At 73.1% G+C, this 23,644-nt stretch carries 22 protein-coding genes; 15 read left to right on the top strand and 7 right to left on the bottom strand.

What is annotated here, in order from left to right; translation table 11 throughout:
• Positions 1-15: 15 nt before the first annotated feature.
• Positions 16-1,503, bottom strand: a complete 1,488-nt coding sequence (locus tag AC0666_RS10980) for an MFS transporter (protein ID WP_468963690.1) — start codon at positions 1,501-1,503, stop codon at positions 16-18.
• A 138-nt stretch (positions 1,504-1,641) separates the two neighbouring features.
• On the opposite strand from AC0666_RS10980, the gene AC0666_RS10975 reads away from it, so the two are divergent.
• From AC0666_RS10975 to AC0666_RS10945, 7 genes are all read left to right on the top strand, one after another.
• Positions 1,642-2,082: a MarR family winged helix-turn-helix transcriptional regulator gene (locus AC0666_RS10975; RefSeq protein ID WP_468963689.1), complete on the top strand. Its 441-nt coding sequence runs from the start codon at positions 1,642-1,644 to the stop codon at positions 2,080-2,082.
• Between the two features lie 537 nt (positions 2,083-2,619).
• Positions 2,620-4,047, top strand: coding sequence for a glycoside hydrolase family 16 protein (locus tag AC0666_RS10970; RefSeq protein ID WP_468963688.1), 1,428 nt, complete (start codon positions 2,620-2,622; stop codon positions 4,045-4,047).
• Between the two features lie 105 nt (positions 4,048-4,152).
• A complete protein-coding gene (locus AC0666_RS10965) occupies positions 4,153-5,202 on the top strand; it encodes a LacI family DNA-binding transcriptional regulator (RefSeq protein WP_468963687.1) in 1,050 nt (349 codons plus the stop codon).
• Positions 5,203-5,406: 204 nt separating this feature from the next.
• Positions 5,407-6,705, top strand: a complete 1,299-nt coding sequence (locus AC0666_RS10960) for an ABC transporter substrate-binding protein (RefSeq protein WP_468963686.1) — start codon at positions 5,407-5,409, stop codon at positions 6,703-6,705.
• A gap of 114 nt (positions 6,706-6,819) precedes the next feature.
• Complete coding sequence (locus AC0666_RS10955; protein WP_468963685.1) at positions 6,820-7,701, top strand: carbohydrate ABC transporter permease; 882 nt, start codon at positions 6,820-6,822, stop codon at positions 7,699-7,701.
• The gene (locus tag AC0666_RS10950; RefSeq protein WP_468963684.1) at positions 7,701-8,537 is read left to right on the top strand and encodes a carbohydrate ABC transporter permease; all 837 of its coding nucleotides are present in this window, start codon (positions 7,701-7,703) and stop codon (positions 8,535-8,537) included. Before AC0666_RS10955 ends, AC0666_RS10950 begins: the two co-directional genes overlap by 1 nt.
• A 56-nt stretch (positions 8,538-8,593) precedes the next feature.
• A complete protein-coding gene (locus AC0666_RS10945) occupies positions 8,594-10,114 on the top strand; it encodes a GH1 family beta-glucosidase (protein ID WP_478707463.1) in 1,521 nt (506 codons plus the stop codon).
• Here the strand turns inward: AC0666_RS10945 and AC0666_RS10940 are convergent.
• On the bottom strand, positions 10,086-10,676 hold the full coding sequence (locus AC0666_RS10940) for a HutD/Ves family protein (RefSeq protein WP_468963682.1): 591 nt from the start codon (positions 10,674-10,676) through the stop codon (positions 10,086-10,088). The two genes, AC0666_RS10945 and AC0666_RS10940, sit on opposite strands and share 29 nt — an antisense overlap.
• Positions 10,677-11,001: 325 nt before the next feature.
• On the opposite strand from AC0666_RS10940, the gene AC0666_RS10935 reads away from it, so the two are divergent.
• Positions 11,002-11,313: a GNAT family N-acetyltransferase gene (locus tag AC0666_RS10935; protein ID WP_468964299.1), complete on the top strand. Its 312-nt coding sequence runs from the start codon at positions 11,002-11,004 to the stop codon at positions 11,311-11,313.
• Here the strand turns inward: AC0666_RS10935 and AC0666_RS10930 are convergent.
• From AC0666_RS10930 to AC0666_RS10920, 3 genes are all read right to left on the bottom strand, one after another.
• Positions 11,225-11,938, bottom strand: a complete 714-nt coding sequence (locus AC0666_RS10930; protein WP_468963681.1) for a hypothetical protein — start codon at positions 11,936-11,938, stop codon at positions 11,225-11,227. The two genes, AC0666_RS10935 and AC0666_RS10930, sit on opposite strands and share 89 nt — an antisense overlap.
• A gap of 301 nt (positions 11,939-12,239) precedes the next feature.
• Complete coding sequence (locus AC0666_RS10925; RefSeq protein ID WP_468963680.1) at positions 12,240-12,902, bottom strand: NADPH-dependent F420 reductase; 663 nt, start codon at positions 12,900-12,902, stop codon at positions 12,240-12,242.
• Positions 12,903-13,101: 199 nt separating this feature from the next.
• On the bottom strand, positions 13,102-14,463 hold the full coding sequence (locus AC0666_RS10920) for an FAD-dependent oxidoreductase (protein WP_468963679.1): 1,362 nt from the start codon (positions 14,461-14,463) through the stop codon (positions 13,102-13,104).
• Between the two features lie 192 nt (positions 14,464-14,655).
• Between AC0666_RS10920 and AC0666_RS10915 the strand changes: the two genes are divergently transcribed.
• Positions 14,656-15,708: a PHP domain-containing protein gene (locus AC0666_RS10915; protein ID WP_361719850.1), complete on the top strand. Its 1,053-nt coding sequence runs from the start codon at positions 14,656-14,658 to the stop codon at positions 15,706-15,708.
• A 7-nt stretch (positions 15,709-15,715) separates the two neighbouring features.
• Here AC0666_RS10915 and AC0666_RS10910 read toward each other — a convergent pair whose 3' ends face one another.
• Positions 15,716-16,609 (bottom strand): UbiA family prenyltransferase, encoded by an 894-nt coding sequence (locus tag AC0666_RS10910; protein WP_478707462.1) that lies wholly within the window; start codon positions 16,607-16,609, stop codon positions 15,716-15,718.
• Positions 16,610-16,698: 89 nt separating this feature from the next.
• On the opposite strand from AC0666_RS10910, the gene AC0666_RS10905 reads away from it, so the two are divergent.
• The 5 genes from AC0666_RS10905 to AC0666_RS10885 all read left to right on the top strand — a co-directional run bounded on the left by AC0666_RS10905 (position 16,699) and on the right by AC0666_RS10885 (position 20,601).
• Positions 16,699-17,760 carry a type III polyketide synthase gene (locus AC0666_RS10905; protein ID WP_478707461.1) on the top strand — a complete coding sequence of 354 codons (1,062 nt, stop codon included), beginning with the start codon at positions 16,699-16,701 and terminating at the stop codon, positions 17,758-17,760.
• 101 nt (positions 17,761-17,861) lie between these two features.
• A complete protein-coding gene (locus AC0666_RS10900; RefSeq protein WP_468964297.1) occupies positions 17,862-18,413 on the top strand; it encodes an isoprenylcysteine carboxyl methyltransferase family protein in 552 nt (183 codons plus the stop codon).
• On the top strand, positions 18,410-19,435 hold the full coding sequence (locus tag AC0666_RS10895) for an NAD(P)/FAD-dependent oxidoreductase (protein ID WP_468963676.1): 1,026 nt from the start codon (positions 18,410-18,412) through the stop codon (positions 19,433-19,435). Before AC0666_RS10900 ends, AC0666_RS10895 begins: the two co-directional genes overlap by 4 nt.
• A 361-nt stretch (positions 19,436-19,796) precedes the next feature.
• Positions 19,797-19,985: a DUF6381 family protein gene (locus AC0666_RS10890; RefSeq protein WP_361719838.1), complete on the top strand. Its 189-nt coding sequence runs from the start codon at positions 19,797-19,799 to the stop codon at positions 19,983-19,985.
• Between the two features lie 91 nt (positions 19,986-20,076).
• A complete protein-coding gene (locus tag AC0666_RS10885; protein WP_468963675.1) occupies positions 20,077-20,601 on the top strand; it encodes a mycothiol transferase in 525 nt (174 codons plus the stop codon).
• On the opposite strand, the gene AC0666_RS10880 is transcribed toward AC0666_RS10885, so the two are convergent.
• Positions 20,598-21,710 (bottom strand): agmatine deiminase family protein, encoded by a 1,113-nt coding sequence (locus AC0666_RS10880; RefSeq protein ID WP_468963674.1) that lies wholly within the window; start codon positions 21,708-21,710, stop codon positions 20,598-20,600. The two genes, AC0666_RS10885 and AC0666_RS10880, sit on opposite strands and share 4 nt — an antisense overlap.
• Before the next feature lie 191 nt (positions 21,711-21,901).
• Here AC0666_RS10880 and AC0666_RS10875 point away from each other — a divergent pair, with 191 nt between their 5' ends.
• Positions 21,902-23,608: a carboxylesterase/lipase family protein gene (locus AC0666_RS10875; protein ID WP_468963673.1), complete on the top strand. Its 1,707-nt coding sequence runs from the start codon at positions 21,902-21,904 to the stop codon at positions 23,606-23,608.
• The last annotated feature ends 36 nt before the right edge of the window (positions 23,609-23,644 follow it).

The raw sequence follows: 23,644 nt of genomic DNA, 5'->3' as shown, positions 1-23,644 counted from the left end.
AAGAGCTCAGGCGGTTCAGGCCGGTTCCGACACCTTTTCGGTGACCGGGCGGTTCACCTCGACCGTGCGGGGCGCCTGCCCGCCGCGCAGGCCGAGCCAGCTGATGACGGCGACCAGGGCGAAGGCCACTGCGCCGATCCAGAAGGTGAGGGTGAAACCGGACTCGGCGGGCAGGGCCGGAACCCCGGCCGGCAGGTGCTCGATCGTCTTCGACGCCAGGATCGTGGTGACGATGGCGCTGCCGATCGCGCTGCCCGTGGAGCGGGAGATCGAGTTGATGCCGTTGGCGATGCCGCTCTGGTGGTGCGGGACGCTCGCCATGATGACGGCGGGCATGGCCGCGTATCCGAAGCTGACGGCCGCGCCGACGACCACGCCGGCGCCGATCACCGAGAGGGTGTGGCCGTGGTCGAGCGCCAGCCAGCCGAAACCGGCCGCGCCAAGGCCCGCGGCCAGGGCGAGGGCGATGCGCGGGCCGCGGTGGCGGACCAGCTGGCCGCCGACCGGAGAGGCGAGCAGCGAGACGATGGCGCCGGGCAGCAGGAACTGGACGGAGGCGCGCAGGATGGAGGCGTCGAAGCCGTAACCGGTGAGGGCCTCGGGCATCTGGACGAGGTAGGAGACGCCCAGGAAGTTCGCGAACATGCCGAATCCGACGAGGATGCCGGCCAGGTTGGCCATGAGGACCGGGCGGTGGACGAACATCCGCATGTCGACGAGCGGCTCGCTGACCTTGAGCTCCGTGAAGACCCAGACGACGGTCATGACGGCGGCGCCGGCGAAGCTGCCCAGCGTACGACCGGAGGTCCAGCCCCACTCGTGGCCCTGCGAGATCGGCAGCAGGAGCAGCAGGAGGGTGATGCCGAGGGTGAGGGCGCCCAGGAAGTCGGTACGGCCACCGGTCTTGTGCCGGGTGGCGGGGACCAGGAAGGCGACCGCGAGGAGGGCGAGGGCGGCGAAGCCGGTCGCCATCCAGAAGGCGTTGCGGTAGTCGGCGTCGGCACCGGAGGTGAGCAGGCCGGTGGCGACCAGAGCCAGGCCGCTGCCGAAGGCGAGGGTGCCGCTGACCAGGGCCATCGCGCCGGGAAGCTTCTGCGGGCGGACTTCCTCGCGCAGGACCGAGAGGGCCAGCGGGAAGATCGCGGTGGCGGCGCCCTGGAGCACGCGGCCCAGGATCAGCAGCGGGAGCGAGCTCGCGAGGGCGGCGATGACGGAGCCCGCGACCATGACGCCGAGCACGGCCACCAGCGTGGGCTTCTTGCCGTGCTGGTCGCCGAAGCGGCCGAGCAGCGGCGTGAAGACGGCTGCGGAGAGCAGGGTGGCCGTGGTCACCCAGCTGACGTTGGCGGGCGATGTGCCGAGGTCGGCGCGGATGAGGCCCAGGATCGGGACCGGCAGGGTCTGCATCATCGACACGACCATGGCGGCAAGGCTCAGGGCGAAGACGATGACCGTCTCGTTCCTGTTCCTGGCATCGGCGGGGATGGGGGCGGCGGTGCTCATGTCTGGCAGGACCTTCTTAGTGCTTCAGATCGCAGATGTTTGATGTCATCAAGTACTTCTCCGACGGTAGACGGGAATACTTAAGGTGGTCAAGTAAACAATTGATAATGTCAACCAATCTGAGTAGGCTCCGGAGGCATGAGCGCCACCACCCCCCACACCCCCACCAAGCTCCAGCTCCTGGAGCTGCTGGCCGCCATCGGCACCGCCCAGTGGCGCGATTTCGCGGCCGCGGCGGCCCACTACGGCCTCACATCCACCCAGGCCCGGGTCCTCGCCCAGCTGAACGGCCCCCTGCCCATGCGGGGCCTCGCCACTCTGCTGGTGTGTGACGCATCGAACGTCACCGGGATCGTGGACCGGCTGGAGGCCCGCGAGCTGGTCCGGCGGGAGCCGGATCCCGCGGACCGGCGCGTCAAGAACGTCGTGGCGACGGATGCGGGCCGCGAGATCATCCGGCGGGTGCGCGAGGAGATGCAGGCCACGCACGGCGCGCTCGACACCCTCGACGCCTCCGAGAGCGCGACCCTCTACGCCCTCCTGGAGCGCCTGCGCCCCACCATGGAGAAGGACACCTGACGAGAGGCCTGACGGGCGCCGGGGGGCGACCTGACCCCGGGAGGCGATCGGGTCACGGTGGTCGGACGTGAGCGGCACACCAGCCGGTGGATCGTCATCGACACGGCGACACGCCACCTCCACGGCTTCCGGCCCAAACTCGTCCACCCCCCGCGGGTCTTGGAGCGACTGCGCGAGGCACGACGCGCACGTGGCTTCATCGAGCCGGACTACCAGCGGACGTCTCCGCGACGCTGGAGCGGTACGCGCGCCGGTACCGCGCCGAGGCGGCGCCGCACCGTCCACACCCGGACCGATGCCTGTGCCACGCCTGCCTCACCGGCGAATCCGGGGAGAGCGTCTCCCTTCGTCGCGGAGGACACGTTTCAACGAATGAACTCGCCCCGGAGGAAAGGGCTTTGCCGGTTCCATGTCTTGACGCCGGTGGTGGCGGGGAGCACAGTGTCCAGCGGCGCGACCTGAGAGCGCTCTCAGTCCGGCTCGCACGGTGGCGTCTCCCCCCGCACTGCGCCTCGCGGCGCCTCAGAGAGGTCACGCATGCGTCAGACATCCGGTAGAAAACCGTCGGCCGCCCGGCGGTCCTTCCTCGCCGTACTGGGCACCCTGGCCGTGGCCGTCGCGGCAGCGGCCGCCACGGTCTCCCTGCCCGCGAACGCCGCCGCTCCCCCGCCTCCGGCCGGCTGGACCCAGGTGTTCCTGGACGACTTCGACGGGCCTGCGGGCTCCGGCGTGAACACCGCCGACTGGCAGTACACGACGGGGACCAGCTACCCCGGCGGCCCCGCCAACTTCGGTACGGGCGAGGTCGAGACGATGACCGCGAGCACCTCGAACGTGGCCCTCGACGGCGCGGGCAATCTGCGGATCACCCCCCGCCGGGACACCGCCGGGAACTGGACCTCCGGGCGCATCGAGACCAGGCGCTCCGATTTCCAGCCCCCCGCGGGCGGGAAGCTGCGCGCCGAGGCCCGGATCCAGATGCCGAACGTCACGGGGGCCGCGGCCAAGGGGTACTGGCCGGCGTTCTGGATGCTCGGCGCCCCGTACCGCGGCAACTGGTGGAACTGGCCCGGCATCGGTGAGCTCGACATCATGGAAAACGTCCAGGGCATCAACAACGAGTGGGCCACCATGCACTGCGGCACCACCCCCGGCGGCCCCTGCAACGAGACCTCCGGCATAGGCGGCCAGCGCGTCTGCACCGGCACCACCTGCCAGGGCGGGTTCCACACCTACGCGGTCGAGTGGGACCGCTCCACCGCCGTGGAGGAGATGCGCTTCTCCCTGGACGGGGCCGTGTTCCACACCGTACGGGCCGATCAGGTGGACACCGCCACCTGGACCAATGCCACCAACCACGGCTACTTCCTCATCCTGAACGTCGCGATGGGCGGCGGCTTCCCGGACGCCTTCGGCGGCGGGCCCGACGCCGGCACCGAGCCCGGCCACCCCATGGTGGTCGACTACGTGTCCGTACGGACCGCGCCCGGCGGCACGACCCCGCCCCCGACCACGCCCACCTCGCCGCCCACCAGTCCGCCGCCGTCCGGCAGCCGCGACGCGTACGGCAGGATCGAAGCGGAGTCGTACGACGCCCAGGGCGGCGTGGTGAAGGAGACCACCACGGACACCGGGGGCGGCCAGAACCTCGGCTCCGTCGCCAACGGCGACTGGGCCCTTTTCAAGGGGGTTGACTTCGGTTCCACGGCGGCCCGGCAGTTCTACGGACGCGTCGCGAGCGGTGCGCCCGGCGGGGTCGGCGGGCTCGTCGAGGTCCGGCTGGACAGCCGCACGAGTGCGCCGGTCGGCAGCTTCTCCGTCTCCAACACCGGGGGCTGGCAGAGCTGGCGGACCGTGCCGGCGAACATCGGCCCGGTCACCGGCAGGCACGACGTGTACCTGACCTTCACCAGTGGCCAGGGCGCCGACTACGTGAACGTCAACTGGTTCGGCTTCGGCCACTGAGATCCTGCGGACCCTCTCGCCGGGAGCGCTCTCAGCCTCCCGGCGACAGGGGTTACCCTGCTGTCCGGTGAGGCGACCGCCCCCGCACACGCAGGAGGAGGGCCCGTGCCCGAACAGCTTCCCGCTCCACGCCCGACGCTGGAGGCCGTGGCGGAGCGCGCCGGGGTGTCCCGGGCCACCGTGTCGCGGGTCGTCAACGGGGGTGACGGCGTCCGCCCGCACGTGGCGGAGAAGGTCCGGGAGGCGGTCCGGGAGCTCGGCTACCTACCCAACCCGGCGGCCCGGACGCTGGTCACGCGCCGTACCGGCGCGGTCGCGGTGATCATCGCAGAGCCGGAGGTACGGATCTTCTCCGATCCCTTCTTCTCCCGCCAGATCCGCGGAATCAGCAAGGAACTCACCGCACACGACACGCAGTTGGTGCTGCTGCTGGTGGAGGACCGGGGGGACTACGACCGCATCGAGCGCTATCTGGCGGGCGGCCACGTGGACGGCGCGCTCGCCTTCTCCCTGCACGCCGCCGACCCGCTGCCCGCGATCACCCGTCGGATCGGCATGCCCACCGTCTACGGTGGCCGGCCGGGCTGGACCGCCGAGGCCGCGGAGGGCGGAGCGGTCGCGTACGTCGACGCGGACAACCGCGGCGGGGCCCGCGAGGCCGTACGGTACCTCGTGGACCAAGGGCGCCGGCAGGTCGCGCACATCGCCGGGCCGCTCGACCAGACCTCGGCCGTGGACAGGCTCGACGGCTACCGGGACGTCCTGCTCGACGCCGATCCCGCACTGATCGCGGAGGGCGACTTCACCGTGGCGGGCGGGGCCCGCGCGATGGCGGAGCTGCTGGAACGCCGCCCCCGGCTCGATGCGGTGTTCGCCGCCAACGACCTGATGGCGACGGGGGCGTTGCGGGTGCTGCGCGAGCGGGGGCTGTCCGTGCCCGGGGACGTGGCCCTGGTCGGATTCGACGATGCGGAGCCGGTGGCCGAGACGGCGGATCCGCCGCTCACGACGGTCCGCCAGGACATCGAGGGGATGGGCCGCATGATGGCCCGCCTGCTGCTGCGCATCCTCGACACCGGCCGGGATCGGGAAGGCCGCGCCCTTCCGGCCTCGGTGATCACCGCGACCTCGCTGGTGCGGCGCGCCTCGGCCTGACCGGCGCCCGGGCCCGACGGGCCGCCCCCGCCCGCCCCGCCCCGCCCGGGCGAGGGTCGCGGTCTGACGGCAACGCGCCTGTCCGGGCGCGTCCTTCGCCGACACCGTCGGCGTCACACTCTTGACGGGGTCATGGCAGTGGGTGCACGCTCCAAGCGCGTTCTGAGAGCGCTCTCATTCCTTCCCGGCCAAGGAGGCCACCCCATGCCCATGCCCCGGACCGCCGGCAGAGCCGCCCTCCGCCTCGGCGCCGTCGCCCTCGCCGGCACGCTCCTCGCCGCATGCGGTTCCAGCCCGGAGAGCAGCGGGGACGCGGATGGCCCCCTCACCCTCACCATCGACCTGTTCGGCGCGTTCGGCTACCAGGAGAGCGGGCTCTACGCCGAGTACGAGCAGCTCCACCCCGGGATCAAGATCAGGCAAACCGACACCGAGGACGAGCAGGACTACTGGAAGTCGCTCCAGACCCGGCTCGCGGGCGGCGGCGGACTGGCCGACGTCCAGGCCCTGGAAGTCGGGCGCATCGCCTCCGTCACCCAGAAGCAGGCCGACAAGTTCACCGACCTGACCGCGTACGGGGCCGGCGCGCTCAAGGACGAGTTCGCCGCCGCCACCTGGTCGGCCGGGACCACCAAGGACGGCAAGGTGCTGGCGCTCGGCACCGATGTCGGCCCCGAGGCCATGTGCTACCGCAGCGACCTGCTCAAGGCCGCGGGCCTGCCCACCGACCGCGGCGAGCTGGCCGCGCGCTGGGCCACCTGGGACGGCTACCTCGAACTCGGCCGCCAGTACCGGCAGAAAGCACCCGCCGGGAGCGCCTGGCTGGACAGCGTGGGCAGCCTCAACGCGGTCATGGTCGGGCAGCAGAAGGAGCGGTACTACGACGCCTCGGGCGCGCTGGTCTACGAGAACAGCCCCGCGGTGAAGGCCGCCTGGGACGCCTCCGTCAAGGCCGCCGCCGAAGGGCTCAGCGCCAAGCTGGACCAGTGGTCGCCCCCGTGGAACCAGGCGTTCTCCTCCGGTGCCTTCGCCACGCTGCCCTGCCCCGCCTGGATGCTCGGCTACATCAAGGGCCAGGCCGGCGAGGCGGGCAAGGGGAAGTGGGACGTGGCGAAGCTGCCCGGCGGTGCGGGCAACTGGGGCGGTTCCTACCTGGCCGTGCCCAGCGCCGCCCCGCACAAGAAGGAGGCGTACGAGCTGGTCAAGTGGCTCACGGCGCCCGAGCAGCAGGCCAAGGTCTTCCGCAAGCAGGGCAACTTCCCCTCCGCCACCCGGGCCATCGCGCAGATCGCGGACGCCGGGGACCCGTACTTCTCCGACGCCCCGATCGGGCAGATCTTCGGCGAGGCCGCCCGCCAGTCCCCCGTCCAGGTGCTCGGCGTCCACGACAAGGACATCGCCGACCAGATCAACAACGCGCTGAGCGAGGTCGAACGCAAGGGCACCACGCCGGACACGGCCTGGTCGAACGCGAAGAAGGCCATCAAGAACGCCCTCGGCTGAGCCCGCCGCCCCGCCCGGCCCCGCGCGGCACCGCGCGGCCCCGCCCGGCCCCCGCCGCCCCGCCCCCACTCGGCCCCGTGCGGCCCGCCCGCCCCGATCCCGAAGGACCGCCCCGTGAGCGCCAGGTCCCCCTACGCCTTCCTCGCCCCGTTCTTCACCCTGTTCGCCGCGTTCGGGATCTTCCCGCTGCTCTACACGGCGTACGTCTCCCTCTACCGCGTCGAGCTGCAGACCCCCGGCGAGCTGGAGTGGCGCGGCCTCGACAACTACACCGCGCTGCTCGGCGACCCGTTCTTCTGGACGGCGCTGCGCAACACCTTCACCATCGGCCTCCTCTCCACGGTCCCCCAGCTGCTGATGGCCCTGGGTCTGGCACATCTCCTCAACTCCCGGCTCCGTGCGCTGACGTTCTTCCGCACCGCGCTGCTCCTGCCGTACGCGACGTCGGTCGCCGCCGCGTCCCTCGTCTTCGCGCAGCTCTTCGGACGTGATTTCGGCCTGGTCAACCAGATGCTCGGGCTGGCCGGTGTCGACCCGGTGGACTGGCAGACCGGCACGGCGGCCTCCCAGATCGCCGTCTCGTCCATCGTCGTGTGGCGTTGGACCGGCTACAACGCGCTGATCTACCTGGCGGGCATGCAGTCGATCCCCCGTGAGCGGTACGAGGCCGCCGAGGTCGACGGTGCCTCGTCCTGGCGGCAGTTCGTCCACGTGACCCTGCCCGGGCTGCGCCCCACGATCGTCTTCACCTCGATCGTCTCCACGATCGGAGCCACCCAGCTCTTCGGCGAGCCGCTCCTGTTCGAGGGCTCGATGTCCGGCGGCATCTCGCACCAGTACCAGACCCTGGGCCTCTACATGTACGAGCAGGGCTGGGGCTTCTTCCACTTGGGGCGGGCGGCGGCCATCGCCTGGATGATGTTCCTGCTGATCGCGGTGCTGGTCGGGGTCAACGCCCTGCTGGCCCGGCGCCGTTCGGGTCAGGAGGCCTGGTGATGAGCACCTCTGCCCCGGCTGCCCGGCGTGGCGGGAGGGTCGCCTACGCGATCCTGGCCGTCGCGGTGCTGGTCTCGGCCTTCCCGCTGTACTGGACGCTGGTCGCCGCGAGCCGTTCGAACTCCGAGTTGGCGCGACCGGTGCCCGCGCTGCTCCCCGGCCCGCGTCTTCTGGAACACCTCCAGGCGGTATTGGACGAGGCGGCGATCGGCAAGGCGCTGGTCAACTCGCTCATCGTCTCCGCGTCTATCACCGTGGGCACGGTGCTCTGCTCCACGCTGGCCGGTTTCGCCTTCGCCAAACTGCGGTTCCGCGGTCGCGGGTTGCTCCTCGGTGCCGTCGTCGCCTCGATGATGATCCCGCCGCAGCTCGGGGTGATCCCGCTCTTCATGCTGATCGTCGAGCTGCACTGGGTGAACCAGCTCCAGGCGGTGGTCCTGCCCGGACTGGTCTCGGCATTCGGCGTGTTCTTCATGCGGCAGTTCCTGGCGCAGTCGCTGCCGGACGAGCTGATCGAGGCGGCCCGGGTGGACGGGGCTTCGTACGCCCGGATCTTCTGGTCGGTCGTGGTGCCGATCGCCCGCCCGGGCATGGCCGTCCTGGGGCTGCTGACGTTCATGACGGCCTGGAACGACTTCTTCTGGCCGATCGTCGCGCTCTCCTCGCAGGAGCCGACCGTGCAGGTCGCCCTGCGTCAGCTGGGCGGCGGCTACGTCCACGACCAGTCCGTGATCATGGCGGGCACCCTGCTCGGCACCCTGCCGGTGCTGTTGGTGTTCGCCGTACTGGGCCGCCAGATCGTCGGCGGCATCATGCAGGGCGCGGTCAAGGGCTGACGGGCACCGCCGGGCCGGGTCCTCCTTTCCCCTTCTCTCCCTCCAGGAGTCCTTCCATGACCACTGCCGACGCGTTCGCGCTCGGGGACGCCGCCACGGATGCGCGGACGGAAGTGCAGACGGACGCACACACAGATGTGCGGACGGATGTGCGGAAGAGTGCGCAGACCGGTGCGGCCCTGCGTTTTCCGGCCGGCTTCCGCTGGGGCGCCGCCACCGCCGCCTACCAGATCGAGGGGGCCGCCTCGGCGGACGGGCGCGGACCCTCCATCTGGGACACCTTCAGCCGGGCCCCGGGCAATGTGCTCAACGGCGACACCGGAGACATCGCGGCCGACCACTACCACCGGGTGCCCGGGGACGTGGCCCTCTTGAAGCGGCTCGGCGTGAGCGACTACCGCTTCTCGGTCGCCTGGCCGCGGATCCAGCCCACCGGCCAGGGCCCGGCGCTCCAGCGCGGGCTGGACTTCTACCGGCGGCTCGTCGACACCCTGCTGGAGGCCGGGATCCGGCCGGTCGCCACCCTCTACCACTGGGACTTGCCACAGCAGTTGGAAGCCCTCGGGGGCTGGCCCCGGCGCGAGACGGCCGAGCGGTTCGCCGAGTACGCGGGGATCGTGGGAGCGGCGCTCGGGGACCGGGTGCACGACTGGACCACGTTCAACGAGCCCTGGTGCGCGGCCTTCCTCGGATACGCGTCCGGCGTCCACGCCCCGGGCCGGACCGAGCCGGTCGCCGCCCTGCGGGCCGCCCACCACCTCAACCTCGCGCACGGCCTGGGCACGGCTGCCGTGCGCGCGGTCCTGCCGCGCCCGGCAGCGGTCTCGCTGACGCTGAACCTGCACGCGGTGCGCCCTCTCACGGGGTCCGCCGCCGATCTGGACGCGGCCCGGCGCATCGACGCGGTCGGGAACCGGATCTTCCTCGACCCTGTCTTCCACGGACGTCTGCCCGAGGACCTGGTCCGGGACACGGCCGGGCTCACCGACTGGTCGTTCGTCCGGGACGGCGATCTGGCCGCGGCCGCCGCCCCCGTCGACTGGCTCGGGATCAACTACTACTCCCCCACGCTGGTCGCCGCCGCCCCGGCCGCGGAGCCCGGACCGTCACCGCGGTCGCCCGGCGACGCAGAGCCCTCGCCGTGGGTGGGCGCGCAGGCGTACGTACGCCTGCTGCCCGCGCCGGGTCCGCGGACGGCCATGGACTGGCCGGTGGACGCGGGCGGACTGTACGAGCTGCTGACGCGGCTGCGCGACGAGCTGCCGGGGGTGCCGCTGCTGATCACGGAGAACGGCGCGGCCTACGCCGACTACGCCGACCCGGAGGGCGCGGTGCACGACCCGGACCGGATCGCATACCTGCACGGCCATCTGGCGGCGGTGCACGCGGCGATGGCGGACGGAGCGGACGTGCGGGGGTACTTCGTGTGGTCGCTGCTGGACAACTTCGAGTGGGCCCACGGCTACAGCAAGCGGTTCGGCCTCGTCCACGTGGACTTCGCGACGCAGCGGCGCACCGTGAAGGACAGCGGCCGCTGGTACGCCGGGGTCATTGCGCGCGGTGGTCTGCCAGCCTGACCACGGCCGCCTGCCCGGCCGTACGGAGGCGGCAGCCGGACCCGGCGGTGAGCAGGGCCGCGTCGTACGGGCCGAGGGTGAGCGGCCCCTCGCCCGCGTCGAGTTCCGCCGAGCCGCGCAGGGCGACCACCAGCAGGGTTTCGCGGGGTGCGGCGCTGAGCGCGAGCACGCCGCGGACGACGGCGGTGTCCGCGCGGGCGCTGCCGCGCCGGTACATCACGTTGAAGTTGACGACGGGCCCGTCGATCAACCGGCAGCCGGTCGGGACGTCGCCGGGGAAGTCCTGCGGGGCGAGGCGTTCGGCGACGGTGCGGGCGGCGCCGCCCACGCTGAGGTGCATGCCGGCGCCCTCGGCCAGGGTGAGCGTGCGCTCGACGCCGGGGAACGCGGAGAACGGCCCGTCGGCGGCCACCTCGGCCAGGCTCACCCGCCAGGCGAAGTCATCCGTCCCGGCGCCCTCGGGCCAGGCGGCGATCTCCCGGGTGACTCCCCCGCCGTTCTTCCACGGCACGGCCACCCGCGCACCGGCCCGCAGCACCCGCACGTCGTTCCCCTCTCTCACGTCCCACCCCGGAGCCTATCGAGCCTCCGGGGCCCTCGCCGCGGCCGTCTGACAAGATCCACCAGGGGGAGCCGTGCGGACGGGCCGACGGCCGGACGGGAGGGGACATCCATGCTGATCGCCGAGGAGAGCGCCTTCGACCCGACGGAGGTGTTCGAGCTCTACGACTCCGTCGCCTGGGTGGGCCACACCTGCGACGTCGACAAGCTGTGCCGCGGCCTCGAAGACTCCCACCTTGTCATCACGGCCCGCTACGAGGCAGGCGTGCTGCTGGGGCTCGGCCTGGACGGTGTCCGACGACGAGCACATCTGATACGTCCAGGACCTGCTGGTGAACCCCAGGTTCCACCGGCAGGGCATCGGCCGCGCGCTGATGGAGCACCTCAAGGCGCGGTACGCGCACTGCCGCTTCTTCCTGCTCTCCACCGACCAGCAGTCCGCCGCGGGGGAACGCGGGCTGAGCCTCACGCCCGCTTCGCCGGCGGCGCGGGGTCCGCGCGGTGCCGGAGACGATGGACGTGCGCCGGATTGCCGGGAGGGAACGGGAGTCAGACGAGACGCCGGGTCGTGTGCGCGAGCGAGGACCGGGCTGCTGGGCCGCCTTCGGCGTGGTCGGTGTCGACGGCGTACACCATGAGCGGGCTGCTGCCGGTCGGGGCGGTGACGGTGGCACGCAGCCGGTAGCGCTCGGTGCGGACGGCGCCCTGGCCGAGGGCGGTCCCGCCCTCGTAGCGGTCGGCGGGCAGTACGTCGGTGGCGATGCGCAGGTCCACGCGGCGCCAGCTGCCGGTCGCCGGGTCGCGCCGCTCCAGGACGTACGGGTCGGCGGGTCCGGGCAGGTCCCCGGGGGAGCCGGGGAGCGGCTCCATCTGGAAGGCCACCAGCAGGTGCCGGTAGGCCTGGCCGCTGCCGCCCCGCAGGGTGACCGTGAACTCCTGGGCGGGGCCGCCGCGTACGAGGTTCAGCCGACCGCCCGCGGTGTCCACGGACAGGGCCGGCCGCGTCGCCGGGGCGGCGGCCGGCGCCGGGGCCGCGGGCCGGGCCGCGGCGGCCGAGGGTGTGGACGAGGGGGCTTGCGCCTGCACGGAGGCGGAAGCGGACGGGGAGGTGGTCGGCGGGGGCGTAGCGGAGACGGAGGGTGTGCCGGTCGGCGACGGCGCGGGAGCGGCCGACCCGGTCTTGGTGTGCGACTGCCCGGTGCAGGCGGTGAGGCTCGCCGCCAGCACCGCCGAGGCGATGAGCAGACCGGGTCTGACGTACATGCTGGTGGCCCTCCTACGGCTCCCGTGAGGCCAGGACCGTAACAGGACGCCCCCGCGACGGGCGGCGCCGGGGGATGACACTTCGGTCACGGTTCCCGACACCCCGCCCCCTACAGGGCGCAGGCTGTCGTCGGGCCGACTGCGCGGCGCGGGCGACAAGGCCTGGGTGGCCGGGCCGAGCCGCGAGTCCCAACTGTCGGGCCGGCTCCGCGAGCACGGCCGTCAGGCCGACCGCCCGGAGGCCGCCCCGGGCCGGGGCGGCTGCGCAGGGCCGGGGGTGGGGCTTCCGGGCGGGGGGTGGTCAGGCCTTGAAGTCCTCCTGGCGGAGTGGGGAGGCTTCGGTGAGGGCCTTGGCGACCTCGGCCGCGCCCGCCCTCAGCCCGTAGACGGGGGTGCCGGGCTGCTGGCGCCAGGAGTCGTCGAGTCCGCCCGCGTCGACCGAGTCGAAGCCGAGTTCGTCGATGAGGGCCCGGACGGTGTCCTTGGCCTTCTCGTCGTCGCCGGCCACCGGGACGGCGATCCGGTCCGGGTCGCCGGCCGGGCGGGGCCGGTCGATGAGGTCCTGGGCGTAGGTGCCGTTGAAGGCCTTGACCACGGGGTGCCCGAGCTGCTGCTCGGTCCAGCGGCTTTCGGTCAGGCCCTCGTCCTCGATGCCGGCGATGCGGCCGTCGCGCCGCTTCGGGTAGTAGTTGCCGGTCTCGATGACGACGAAGTCCTTCGCCGCCCCGTCGAAGAGCCCCTTGGGCAGGTCCGGTACGTTCTTCAGGGGGACGGTGACCACGACGACCTCGGCGCCGCGGGCGGCCTCCGCGGCCGTGACCGGGGTCGCGCCGGTCTCCGCGGCCAGGTCGGCCAGGGTCTCGGGGCCCCGGGAGTTGGCCACGCGCACCTCGTGCCCGAGGGCGGTGAGGCGGCGGGTGAGGTTGCCGCCGATGTTGCCTGCGCCGATGATGCCGATCTTCATGAGCTCTCCCGTGCGTGCAGGGTGGCCGGTGTCGCGCGGTTGCGCGGGGTGCCGCCTTGCTTCGAACCGCCCGGCGCCGCCCGGCATTCCGCCCCGGCCGGCCGATCCCCCGTACGGGCGGCCTGCCGCACTGACCGTTCCGGCCTGGTCCTGCCCCCGCGGGGCAGGACCAGGCAACGGCGGACTCCCCGGCCCGAGATCAGGCTCCGCTCGCGTCCAGCATGTCCTCGCGCTCGACGATCTTCACGCGCTCGCGCCCCTGGGGCTCGCCCAGCGCCTTCTCGGCCGCGTCGAGCCGGTACCAGCCCTCCCACGTCGTGTAGCGGACGCTCCGCTCGGCGAGGAAGGCGTCGACGGCCTCCGGCTCGGGCGTGGCCGGCGTCTGCAGGCGCCCGCCCGCGTGGTCGGCGAGGAGGTTGGCCACCGTCTCGTTGGCGTCGCCCTTGGTGTGGCCGATCAGCCCGATCGGGCCGCGCCGGATCCAGCCGGTGACGTACGTCGACTGCAGGTGCTCGCCGCCCTGCATCACGCGGCCGCCCTCGTCCGGGACGGTGCCGGTGTCCACGTCCCAGGGCAGCTTGGGCAGTTCGTCCGAGAGGTAGCCGACGGCCCGGTACACGGACTGGACGTCCCAGTCGGTGAACTGGCCGGTTCCCTTGACGTTGCCGGTGCCGTCGAGTTCGGTGCGCTCGGTGCGCAGGCCGACGACCTTGCCGTCCTCGCCGAGCACCTCGACGGGCGACTCGAAGAAGTGCAGGAACAGCTTGTGCGGCCGCTCGCCGATGTCCCGGATCGCCCAGTTCTCCAGGGTCTTGGCGACCATGTCGGCCTGCTTGTTGGAGCGGCGGGTGGCGATCGAGCCCTCGTCGTAGTCGATGTCCTCGGGGTTGACGATGACCTCGATGTTCGGCGAGTGGTCCAGCTCGCGCAGCTCCATGGGGCTGAACTTGGCCTGGGCGGGGCCGCGGCGGCCGAAGACGTGCACTTCGAGGGCCTTGTTGGCCTTCAGGCCCTCGTACACGTTCGGCGGGATCTCGGTCGGCAGCAGCTCGTCGGCCGTCTTCGCGAGGATGCGGGCGACGTCGAGGGCGACGTTGCCGACGCCGAGCACGGCGACCTTCTCGGCCTCCAGCGGCCAGGTGCGCGGGACGTCGGGGTGGCCGTCGTACCAGGAGACGAAGTCGGCGGCGCCGAAGGAGCCGTCGAGGTCGACCCCCGGAATGGCGAGCGCGCGGTCGGCGGTCGCGCCCGTGGAGAAGACCACGGCGTCGTAGAAGGCGTGCAGCTCGTCGAGGCTGATGTCGTTCGGGTAGTCCACGTTGCCGAAGAGGCGGACCTGCGGCTTGTCGAGCACTTGGTGGAGGGCGGTGATGATGCCCTTGATCCGCGGGTGGTCGGGGGCGACGCCGTACCGGATCAGGCCGAAGGGGGCGGGCATCCGCTCGAAGAGGTCGATGGAGACGCCCGGCTCGGCGGCGGCCTCGGACTTCAGCAGCGCATCGGCGGCGTAGATTCCGGCAGGGCCGGCACCGACGATTGCTACCCGCAGGGGGCGAGGCATGACAAGTTCCCTTCGACCGACAAAAATGGATCAAGGGGAACACTAAGCTAAGGGCACCCTAAGCGAGCACCCGGGCCCGGCTTATAATCCCATAAGCTGAACTTATGGCCTCCCCAGGACATCCTTGGAGCCCCCGGTCACACTGGTGGCGTGGCGCGGGTGTCCGAACCGCCGGTACGAGGAGGTGCCCCGATGGACCCGGTGGCGGCGCTGGAGCGGATCGCCTTCCTGCTGGAGCGCGGGCAGGCGCCCACGTACCGGGTGCAGGCCTTCCGCACGGCGGCGGCAGCCCTGGTCCGCATGGGAGAGGACGAAGTGGCCGAACGGGTGGCCGCCGGCTCTCTGGAGGCGGTGAAGGGCATCGGCCCCAAGACCGGCCAGGCCGTCCGGGAGGCGCTCGCGGGAGCCGTCCCGTCGTACCTGCAGAAGCTGGAGGACGAGGTCGCCGCGCACCCCGAGGGCCCGCCGGCCACCCCGGGAGCCCGTGCGCTGCGGGCGGCCCTGCGCGGAGACTGCCATCTGCACTCCGAGTGGTCCGACGGCGGCAGCCCGATCGAGGCCATGGGGCGCGCCGCGGCCGGGTTGGGCCACGAGTGGGCGGTGCTCACGGACCATTCGCCGACCCTGACCGTCGCCCGGGGGCTCTCGGCGGAGCGGCTGCGCGAGCAGCTGGCCGTGGTGGCGGAGCTGAACGAGACGTGGGCGCCGTTCCGGCTGCTCACCGGCATCGAGTGCGACATCCTGCTCGACGGCACGCTCGACCAGGATCCGGAGCTGCTGGACCAACTGGACGTCGTCGTCGCCTCCGTCCATTCGAAGCTGCGGATGGAGTCGCCCGCGATGACGAGGCGGCTGCTGAAGGCCGTACGCAATCCGCTGATGGACGTCCTCGGCCACTGCACGGGCCGACTGGTGACCGGGCGGGGCCGCCCCGAGTCGCAGTTCGACGCCGAAGCGGTCTTCGCCGCGTGCGCGGAGTCCGGGACCGCGGTGGAGATCAACAGCCGCCCCGAACGCCTGGACCCGCCCCGGCGGCTGCTGCGGCTCGCGGTCGAGACGGGCACGCTGTTCGCCGTCGACACGGACGCCCACGCCCCCGGCCAGTTGGACTGGCAGCTGAACGGCTGCGAACGGGCCGCGGAGTGCGGGGTGCCGGTCGAACGCATCGTCAACACCTGGCCGCTGGACGACCTCCTCACCTGGACCCGCACCCGCCGGCCGCCCTCCGCCGCGGCAGCGGCCTGACCGGGCCTCAGACCGCCGGGAAGAGCCCGGCGCCGCGGACCAGCAGCAGGGTCACGTCGGCGGCGGCGACCGCCAGTACGGCCAGGAAGGGCACCCGGCCGCGGCGGCCGCTCGTGCCGAGCACCGCCGCGGCCGTCACGGCCAGCAGGGCCCAGCCGTACGGGCCTACGCGGCCCGGAGGCCCGAGCACCAGGGCCGCGGTGGAGCCGAGGACCAGCAGTCCTCCCAAGGCGGCCGCACGCCGCGCCCCGAGCCGGTGCGGCAGGCCCGCCACTCCCGTGGCCAGGTCGTCGTCGAGGTCGGGCAGTACGTTGGCGACGTGCGCCCCCGCTCCGAGCAGGGCGGCCGCGGCCGTGAGCCAGGCCGGCGGCCAGGGCGTACCGGGCAGGCCCAGCGTGACGAAAGCGGGGAGCAGCCCGAAGGCGAGGGCGTACGGGAACCAGGACCAGGCGGTGCGCTTCAGCCGGAGGTTGTACGCCCAGGCGGCGGCCACCCCGCACAGGTGCGCGCAGCCGGCCGGGACTCCGGCGGCCAGCGACAGTGGCACGCAGAGCAGCAGGGTGGTGAACGCGGCGGCCGTCACCGCGCCGGGCCGCACCGCCCCCGCGGCCAGCGGCTTGTCCCTCCGGCCGGTCATCAGGTCCCGGCGCAGGTCCACCCGGTCGTTGCACCAGCCCACCGAGAGCTGCCCCGCGGCCACCGCGGCCACGGTGAACGCCGACCCGGGCAGGTCCCGGCCGACGGCTGCGGCCAGGGCAGCGGTGAAGAGGGTCACGGCGGCCGCGGGCAGCGGGTGGCAGGTCTTGAGCAGGGCGACGGCGCCGGCGACGGGCGGCCGCAGCCCGGCGAGGCCGGGCCGCGCACCCTCAACGGGCCGTGCGGCGGTGGGGGTCTGCTGCACGGCACCACGCTAAGCCCGGGTCGGGGACGGCGCCGCGCCCGATTCACGGGATTCCTTGGGAAATGTCAGTTATTCCCTATGTTGGGGCAATGACCCGTGTCATGGCAGTGAGCAGTGTGTTCCCGCCCCACCGCTACCCCCAGTGCGAGATCACCGCGGCACTCTCCCGTTTCATGCCGTCACCGGCCGATTCGGCCCGTCTGCACCGGCTCCACGCGTCGGTGGGGGTCGAGACGCGCCACCTCGCGCTTCCGCTGGACCGGTACGGCCCGGCGAACGACTTCGGCACGGCGAACGCCGTCTTCCTCACGACGGCCGAGGAACTGGGCGCCCGCGCCCTGGAATCCGTGCTGGCCGGAGCCTCGGTGGCGGCGCACGAGGTCGACCTGGTCATGTCGACGACGGTGACCGGGCTCGCGACGCCCTCGCTGGAGGCCCGCCTCGCCGCCCGCGCGGGGCTGCGCCCCGATGTGAGGCGCCTGCCGCTGTTCGGGCTCGGCTGCGCGGGCGGCGCGGCCGCCCTCGGCCACCTGCACGATTACCTGGCGGGACGCCCGGACCACGCGGCGCTCATGCTCTCCACCGAGTTGTGCTCGCTCACCCTCCAGCCCGCCGACACGTCGCCCGCGAACCTCGTGGCCGGCGCCCTCTTCGGCGACGGGGCCGGTGCCCTGCTCGCGGTGGGCCGGGGCCATCCGCTGCACCGCACGGCCCCCGGGCCCTCGGTCGTGGCCGCGCGCAGCCACCTCTATCCCGGTACCGAGGGCCTGCTGGGCTGGGACATCGGCCACTGGGGGTTCCGGATGGTGCTGGGGCGGGAACTGCCCGACCTGGTCCGGCTGCACGTGGCCGGGGACGTGGAGGGCTTCCTCGCCGGACACGACCTCAAGCCCTCGGACGTCGACGCCTGGATCGTCCATCCCGGCGGCCCGAAGATCCTCGACGTACTGGCCGACGCGCTCTCCCTGCCGGGCTCGGCCTTCGGCGCGAGCCGCCGCTCGTTGGCGTCCGCGGGCAACCTGTCCTCGGCCTCGGTGCTGCACGTGCTGAGCGGGATCCAGGCGGCCGGCCCGCCCCCGCCCGGCGCAGTGGGGCTGATGGTCGCCTTCGGACCGGGCTTCGCCTGCGAACTCGTCCTGCTGCGCTGGTGAGTCCGATGGCCTTCCCGTCCGCCGTGCCCTTCCTGGCCGCCGTGCCCGTCCCGCCCGCCGTGCCCGCACTGCCTTCCCTCGCCCTGTCGACGGCCGCGACCCTGACCCCGTACCTGCTGCTGGTCGGGCTCGTGGCCGTCGAGCGGCTAGCCGAGCTCGCCGTCGCCCGCCGCAACACGGCCTGGAGCCTGGCGCGCGGCGCCCGCGAGTACGGCCGGGGCCACTATCCGCCCATGGTGGCCCTGCACACCGCGCTGCTGCTCGCCTGCGTGGTCGAACCGCTCGCCGCGCCGCGTCCGTTCCTGCCCGCGCTGGGCTGGACCGCCCTCGCCCTGGCCGTGGCGGCCCAGGGCCTGCGATGGTGGTGCATCGCCACCCTCGGCCCGCGCTGGAACACCCGGGTGCTGGTGGTGCCCGGGCTGCCGCTGGTGGCGGCAGGCCCGTACCGCTTCCTGCGCCATCCCAACTACGCCGCCGTGGTGGTGGAGGGCGCGGCGCTGCCGCTGGTGCACACGGCATGGGTGACGGCGCTGGGCTTCGGCGTGCTGAACCTGCTGCTGCTGAGGGTGCGCGTGCGCTGCGAGGAGGCCGCTCTCGCCGATACGGCGCCGGCGCGCCGCGCGGCCGTGCCGGCCGAGGACGGCGCCCGGTGATCGACCTGCTGGTGGTCGGGGGCGGCCCGGCCGGGCTGGCCACGGCCGTGCACGGAGCGCTGGCCGGGATGGAGGTGGTGGTCCTGGAGCCCCGCCCCACCCCCATCGACAAGGCGTGCGGGGAAGGGCTGATGCCGGGGGCGGTACGCCGTCTGGCGGAGCTGGGCCTGTCCGTGCCCGGCCGTCCGTTCCACGGGATCCGCTACCTGGACGGGATGACCGGCCGGCACGCGGAGGGGCGGTTCCACTCCGGCCCCGGCCTGGGCATCCGCCGTACGGTCCTGCACGCCGCGCTGGCCGACCGCGCCGCCCGGCTGGGCGTACGGGTGCTCGCCCGGCGCGCGGGAGAGGTCCGCCAGGACGAGGACCGGGTCGGCGCCGCCGGGCTGTGCGCCCGCTACCTCGTGGCCGCCGACGGCCTGCACTCCCCCGTCCGGCGGAGCCTGGGCCTGTCGGCGCCGCCCGCGCCGGGGCGGCCCGCCCGCTACGGGCTGCGCCGCCACTACGCGGTGGAACCGTGGAGCGAGCTGGTCGAGGTGCACTGGTCGCAGCGGTGCGAGGCGTACGTGACCCCGCTCGGGCCCGGGCGCGTGGGCGTGGCGGTCCTCACCGGGGACCGCGCACCCTTCGAGGAGCAGCTCGGCCGTTTCCCGCTGTTGGCGGCGCGCCTGCCCGCCTCGGCCCAGACGCCGGTGCGCGGGGCCGGGCCACTGCGCCAGCGGGCCCGGGTACGGGTCGCGGGGCGCGTGCTGTTCGTCGGGGACGCCGCCGGGTACGTGGATGCGCTGACCGGTGAGGGGCTCACCCTGGCTCTGACCGCCGCGGGCGAACTGGTCCGCTGTGTACGGGCCGGCCGGCCGCAGGCGTACGAACGGGCCTGGCGGGACCTCTCACGCAGCTATCGTGCGCTCACCGCCTCCCTGCTCTGGGCGCGTCAACAGCCCCGGCTCGCGGGACGGATCGTGCCCGCGGCCGCCCGCATGCCCTGGCTGTTCACGCGGGCCGTGAACCTGCTCGCCTAGTGCTGTGACCGGAAGGGTCCACCGGGTCGCGCCGCCCGGCACGGCACCTCGCTCCGTTGTCGGACCGCGCAAGTACGTCCAGTACGAGCCGCGGGCCTCCGCCTTGCGATGCACCGCACCGGACAACGCGACCCGGCCAACCTTCCCGGCCACAGCACTAGACGCGGCGGGGACGGGAGCGGGCACACCCGCGCGCTTGGTCACATTCAGCGGCAGCCCGCACCGCCGCGCCACTCGGGGCGGGCGAACGGGGGATCCCTCAGGGTGGCGTCACGCCCGGTGACGCTTCGAGATGCGCAGCCGCGGCGCTGCTGTTTCGCTGGTTCCGCCCGTCTTTCCCCCACACCCCCAAGGAGTGAGCATGAGCATTGCAGGTGATTCCCAGGGCCGTTCCCGGCAGTTGCGCGAGAAGGCGCAGGAGCTGAACAAGGCGGCGGAGCGCTCCACCGACCCGGAAGAGCGCCGGAGGCTCCAGGAGAAGGCCCGGCGGCTGGAGGAGCAGAGCAAGCAGGAGAGCAAAATCGACGACCGGGGTATGGATCCCATGTAGTGCGGGTCCCGCGCAGCACGCATCGGCCGGTGGCAGCGCCCCGGCCGATGCCGTACGTACAGGTGCACATGAACACGTATGGGGACGGTGGATGAAGGCGACGGAGGTCTTGGCCGACGGGTACGGGCGGATCCGGGAGGTCGTGCACGAGGTGGTCGAGGGGCTCTCGGCCGAGGAGTTGAACGACCGGACCGATGCGGGGGCCAACTCGATCACCTGGCTGGTGTGGCATCTGACCCGGGTGCAGGACGACCACGTGGCGGACGCTTCGGGCCGGGAACAGGTGTGGCACGCCCAGGACTGGGTGACCCGGTTCGCGCTGCCCCTGCCCGCCGACGCCACCGGCTTCGGCCACAGCTCGCGGCAGGTGGGTTCGGTCCGGGTGGACTCGGGCGAGCTGCTGCTGGGGTACTTCGACGCGGTCCACGAGCAGAGCCTCGGATTCCTGCGGGGTCTGGCCGCCGCCGACCTGAACCGTGTCGTCGACGAGCGCTGGGACCCGCCGGTCACGCTCGGAGTGCGCCTGGTCAGCGTCCTGGCCGACGACCTCCAGCACGCCGGCCAGGCAGCCTTCGTACGCGGCGCGCTGCAACGCCGCCGGCGGGCCACCCGCTAGCAGGTCACCCGCGGGACGTGCTGGGTGACGCAGTGGACGCCGCCGCCGCCCCAGGCCAGGGTGCGCGCCGGGGTGCCGACGACCTCGCGGCCGGGGAAGAGCGTCGCGAACTGGGCGAGGGCGAGGGAGTCCGCCGGTTCGCCTGAGGTGGGGACGACGACGCTGCCGCTCGTCAGGTAGTAGTTCGTATAGCTGAAGGTCTCCACCATCAGGCCGTTGTGGCGGAAGTGCGGCTGGTGATGCATCTCCACCACGTTGAAGGGGCGCCCGCACGCGTCGGTCGCGGCGTCGAGCACCGCCTTGTTGGCCGCCATCCGGGCGTGGTTGGGGCCGGCCGGGTCGGGCTGGGTGTGCAACAGCACCTTGGCGGGGCCGAGGTAGGCGGCGACGAGGTCGACGTGGCCGTTGGTGATGGTGTCGCCGGCGAGGCCGTACGGGAGCCAGATCAGCTTGCTCGCCCCGTACGCCGCGAGCAGCACGGACTCGATCCGGGCGCGGCTCATGTCGGGGTTGCGGTTGGGGTTGAGCAGGCATTCCTCGGTGGTGATCAGGGTGCCCTGCCCGTCGGTGATGACGGAACCGCCCTCCAGGACCATGTCGACCGGCTTGCGGGTGTCGCCCAGGTACGTACAGACGCCCACCGGCAGGAGGTCGTCCTTGTCGTAGGGGTACTTGTTGCCCCAGCCGTTGAAGCCGAAGTCCAGGCCGATCCGGTGGGTCCTGGCGGCGTTCACGGCGAAGACCGGTCCGGTGTCGCGGGTCCAGCAGTCGTTGACCGGGTACTCGGTGACCGTCACCGTGCTGCCGCACTGGGCTTGCGCCTGCGCCGCCCTGCCCGGTTCCGCGACCATGGTGACGGTCTCATAGCGGGCGATGGCCTTGGCGATGCCGGCGATCTCGGCCTGGACACTGCCGAGCAGCGAGCCCCAGCCGACCGTCTTGTCCCAGGGCCAGGCCATCACGCAGCCGGAGTGCGGCTCCCATTCGGCGGGCGCGTGGTGCGGGTCCTCGGCGGGGGTGGCGAAGGCGCGGCCGCCGAGCAGGGGGACGGCTGCGGCGGAGAGGGCGGCGGCACCGAAGGCACGCCGGGACATTTGCGGCAGGTTCATGACATGACTCCTCGGGATGAGGCCGGCGGCGGCCGGGTGGCGCCGTCCGGCGGGGAGGGCCCATAAATCTAACGTCGTTAGGTATCGGGTTGCGGGGACCTTAACGCGCCGCACCACGGTTGGGAAGCCCCTGCCCGCGGGTAACCTCACCGCGGAATTCGGCAAGGCAGACCCGGTGAAAGGGCGTCAACGTGCCTTCGGTGGATCTGGTCCGGCGCGGCATCACGGCGCTGTGCCTGCTCGCGCTCTGGCCGGCCGCCGCCGTCGGCGCAGGGCCGACGGCCGCAGCGGCAGAGGGCCCCGTGCCCGCATCGGTGGTCGGGCCCGTGGTCACTGCGGCGGACGGCCCGGTGGCCACTGCGGCGGACGGCCCCGTGGTCGTCACCGATCGCGGGCCGGTACGCGGTCGGGCCCGGGGCGGACACCTGACCTTCGAGGGCATCCCGTACGCCGCACCGCCGACCGGCCGGCTGCGCTGGCGGCTGCCGGAGCCCGCGGCGCCCTGGGCGGACGTACGCGACGCCGGCGCGCCCGGGCCCCGCTGTGTGCAGCTGCCCCCGATCGGGCCGGGCGGTCCGACCGGCTCGGAGGACTGCCTGTACCTCAACGTCACCGGGCCCGACCCGGCACCCGCGCGCTCAGCGGCCCAGGACGGGCAGCGGCGGCCCGTCCTGGTCTGGTTCCACGGTGGCGGCTTCGCCAACGGCGCCGGCGACCTCTACCGCCCGGACCGGCTCGCCCTCCAGGGCGGCGCGGTGGTCGTCACGGTCAACTACCGGCTCGGCGTCTTCGGCCTGTTCGGGCATCCGGCGCTCGGCGGGGCACCCGACTTCGCCCTGGCCGACCAGCAGGCGGCCCTGCGCTGGGTGCGGGCGAACGCGTCCGGCTTCGGGGGCGACCCGTACAACGTCACGCTGTTCGGCGAATCAGCGGGCGGGCTCAGCGTCTGCGCCCACCTGACCTCGCCGGCCTCGGGCGGCCTCTTCCAGCGGGCGGTCCTGCAGAGCGGCTCCTGCTCGACCACCATGCCGCCCTGGTCGCTGCTCCCCACCCTGGGCAGGTACGAGCCCTTCGTGCCCGAGCCGCGCACGGTGGAGAAGGGAGTCGCCGCCGCAGGCCGGCTCGGCTGCGACCGGGCGGAGCCGACCGCCGTGCTGGACTGCCTGCGCGAGCTGGACACGGCACGGCTCGCGACCCCCGAGCTGATGCAGGACTTCTCCCTCGTCTCCTACGGCACCACCCTGCTGCCGGTGGAACCGCGCCGGGCCCTGGAGCAGGGCCGCTTCCACCGGGTGCCGGTGATCCAGGGCACCACCCGGGACGAGATGCGGATCTTCCTGGGTCAGACCCTGGCTGCCTACCCCGTCGCCGACGAGGCCGGCTACCGGGCCCGGTTGGAGCGCTCCTTCGGTGCGTCGGCCGCCCGCGCCATCGCCGCCCGCTACGCCGTGCGGGCGTACCCGACGCCGGCGCTGGCCTTCGCCGCCGTGCTGTCCGACGCCTCGTTCACCTGCCCGGCGCTGCGGGACAGCCGGGCGCTGGCCCGGCACGTGCCGACGTACGCCTACCGGTTCAGTGATCGGGACGCGCCGAACTTCACCGGCCTGCCGGAGGTGGTGGGCCTCCCGTACGGCGCTTCGCACGGCTTCGAACTGCCCTACCTGTTCAGCATGGGCGTCCCGCTGACGGGACCGCAGCAGGAATTGTCGGACCGGATGATCGGCTATTGGACCGGGTTCGCGCGCAGCGGTGTGCCGCGGGCCGCCGGGGCGCCCGACTGGCCGCGCTTCGGACCCGGCCGGGCGGTGGTGTCCTTGGCGCCCGGGGCAGGGGGGATCCGCACCGTGGATGCCCGCGCCGAACACCGGTGCGACCTGTGGGACGCGCGGTGGCCGTGAGGCGGCCGGTGCCGGTGCGGTGCCGGCCGCGGGGGC

This window comes from Streptomyces sp. NPDC043680 (genome assembly GCF_056436685.1).
This window is presented reverse-complemented; position numbering and strand designations above follow the sequence as displayed.

Bases quoted from the DNA above. Each gene is read 5' to 3' on its own strand.
- AC0666_RS10980 (WP_468963690.1), bottom strand. From the start codon at position 1,503: ATGAGCACCGCCGCCCCCATCCCCGCCGATGCCAGGAACAGGAACGAG.
- AC0666_RS10975 (WP_468963689.1), top strand. From the start codon at position 1,642: ATGAGCGCCACCACCCCCCACACCCCCACCAAGCTCCAGCTCCTGGAG.
- AC0666_RS10970 (WP_468963688.1), top strand. From the start codon at position 2,620: ATGCGTCAGACATCCGGTAGAAAACCGTCGGCCGCCCGGCGGTCCTTC.
- AC0666_RS10960 (WP_468963686.1), top strand. From the start codon at position 5,407: ATGCCCATGCCCCGGACCGCCGGCAGAGCCGCCCTCCGCCTCGGCGCC.
- AC0666_RS10950 (WP_468963684.1), top strand. From the start codon at position 7,701: ATGAGCACCTCTGCCCCGGCTGCCCGGCGTGGCGGGAGGGTCGCCTAC.
- AC0666_RS10945 (WP_478707463.1), top strand. From the start codon at position 8,594: ATGACCACTGCCGACGCGTTCGCGCTCGGGGACGCCGCCACGGATGCG.
- AC0666_RS10930 (WP_468963681.1), bottom strand. From the start codon at position 11,938: ATGTACGTCAGACCCGGTCTGCTCATCGCCTCGGCGGTGCTGGCGGCG.
- AC0666_RS10925 (WP_468963680.1), bottom strand. From the start codon at position 12,902: ATGAAGATCGGCATCATCGGCGCAGGCAACATCGGCGGCAACCTCACC.
- AC0666_RS10920 (WP_468963679.1), bottom strand. From the start codon at position 14,463: ATGCCTCGCCCCCTGCGGGTAGCAATCGTCGGTGCCGGCCCTGCCGGA.
- AC0666_RS10915 (WP_361719850.1), top strand. From the start codon at position 14,656: ATGGACCCGGTGGCGGCGCTGGAGCGGATCGCCTTCCTGCTGGAGCGC.
- AC0666_RS10905 (WP_478707461.1), top strand. From the start codon at position 16,699: ATGACCCGTGTCATGGCAGTGAGCAGTGTGTTCCCGCCCCACCGCTAC.
- AC0666_RS10890 (WP_361719838.1), top strand. From the start codon at position 19,797: ATGAGCATTGCAGGTGATTCCCAGGGCCGTTCCCGGCAGTTGCGCGAG.
- AC0666_RS10885 (WP_468963675.1), top strand. From the start codon at position 20,077: ATGAAGGCGACGGAGGTCTTGGCCGACGGGTACGGGCGGATCCGGGAG.
- AC0666_RS10880 (WP_468963674.1), bottom strand. From the start codon at position 21,710: ATGAACCTGCCGCAAATGTCCCGGCGTGCCTTCGGTGCCGCCGCCCTC.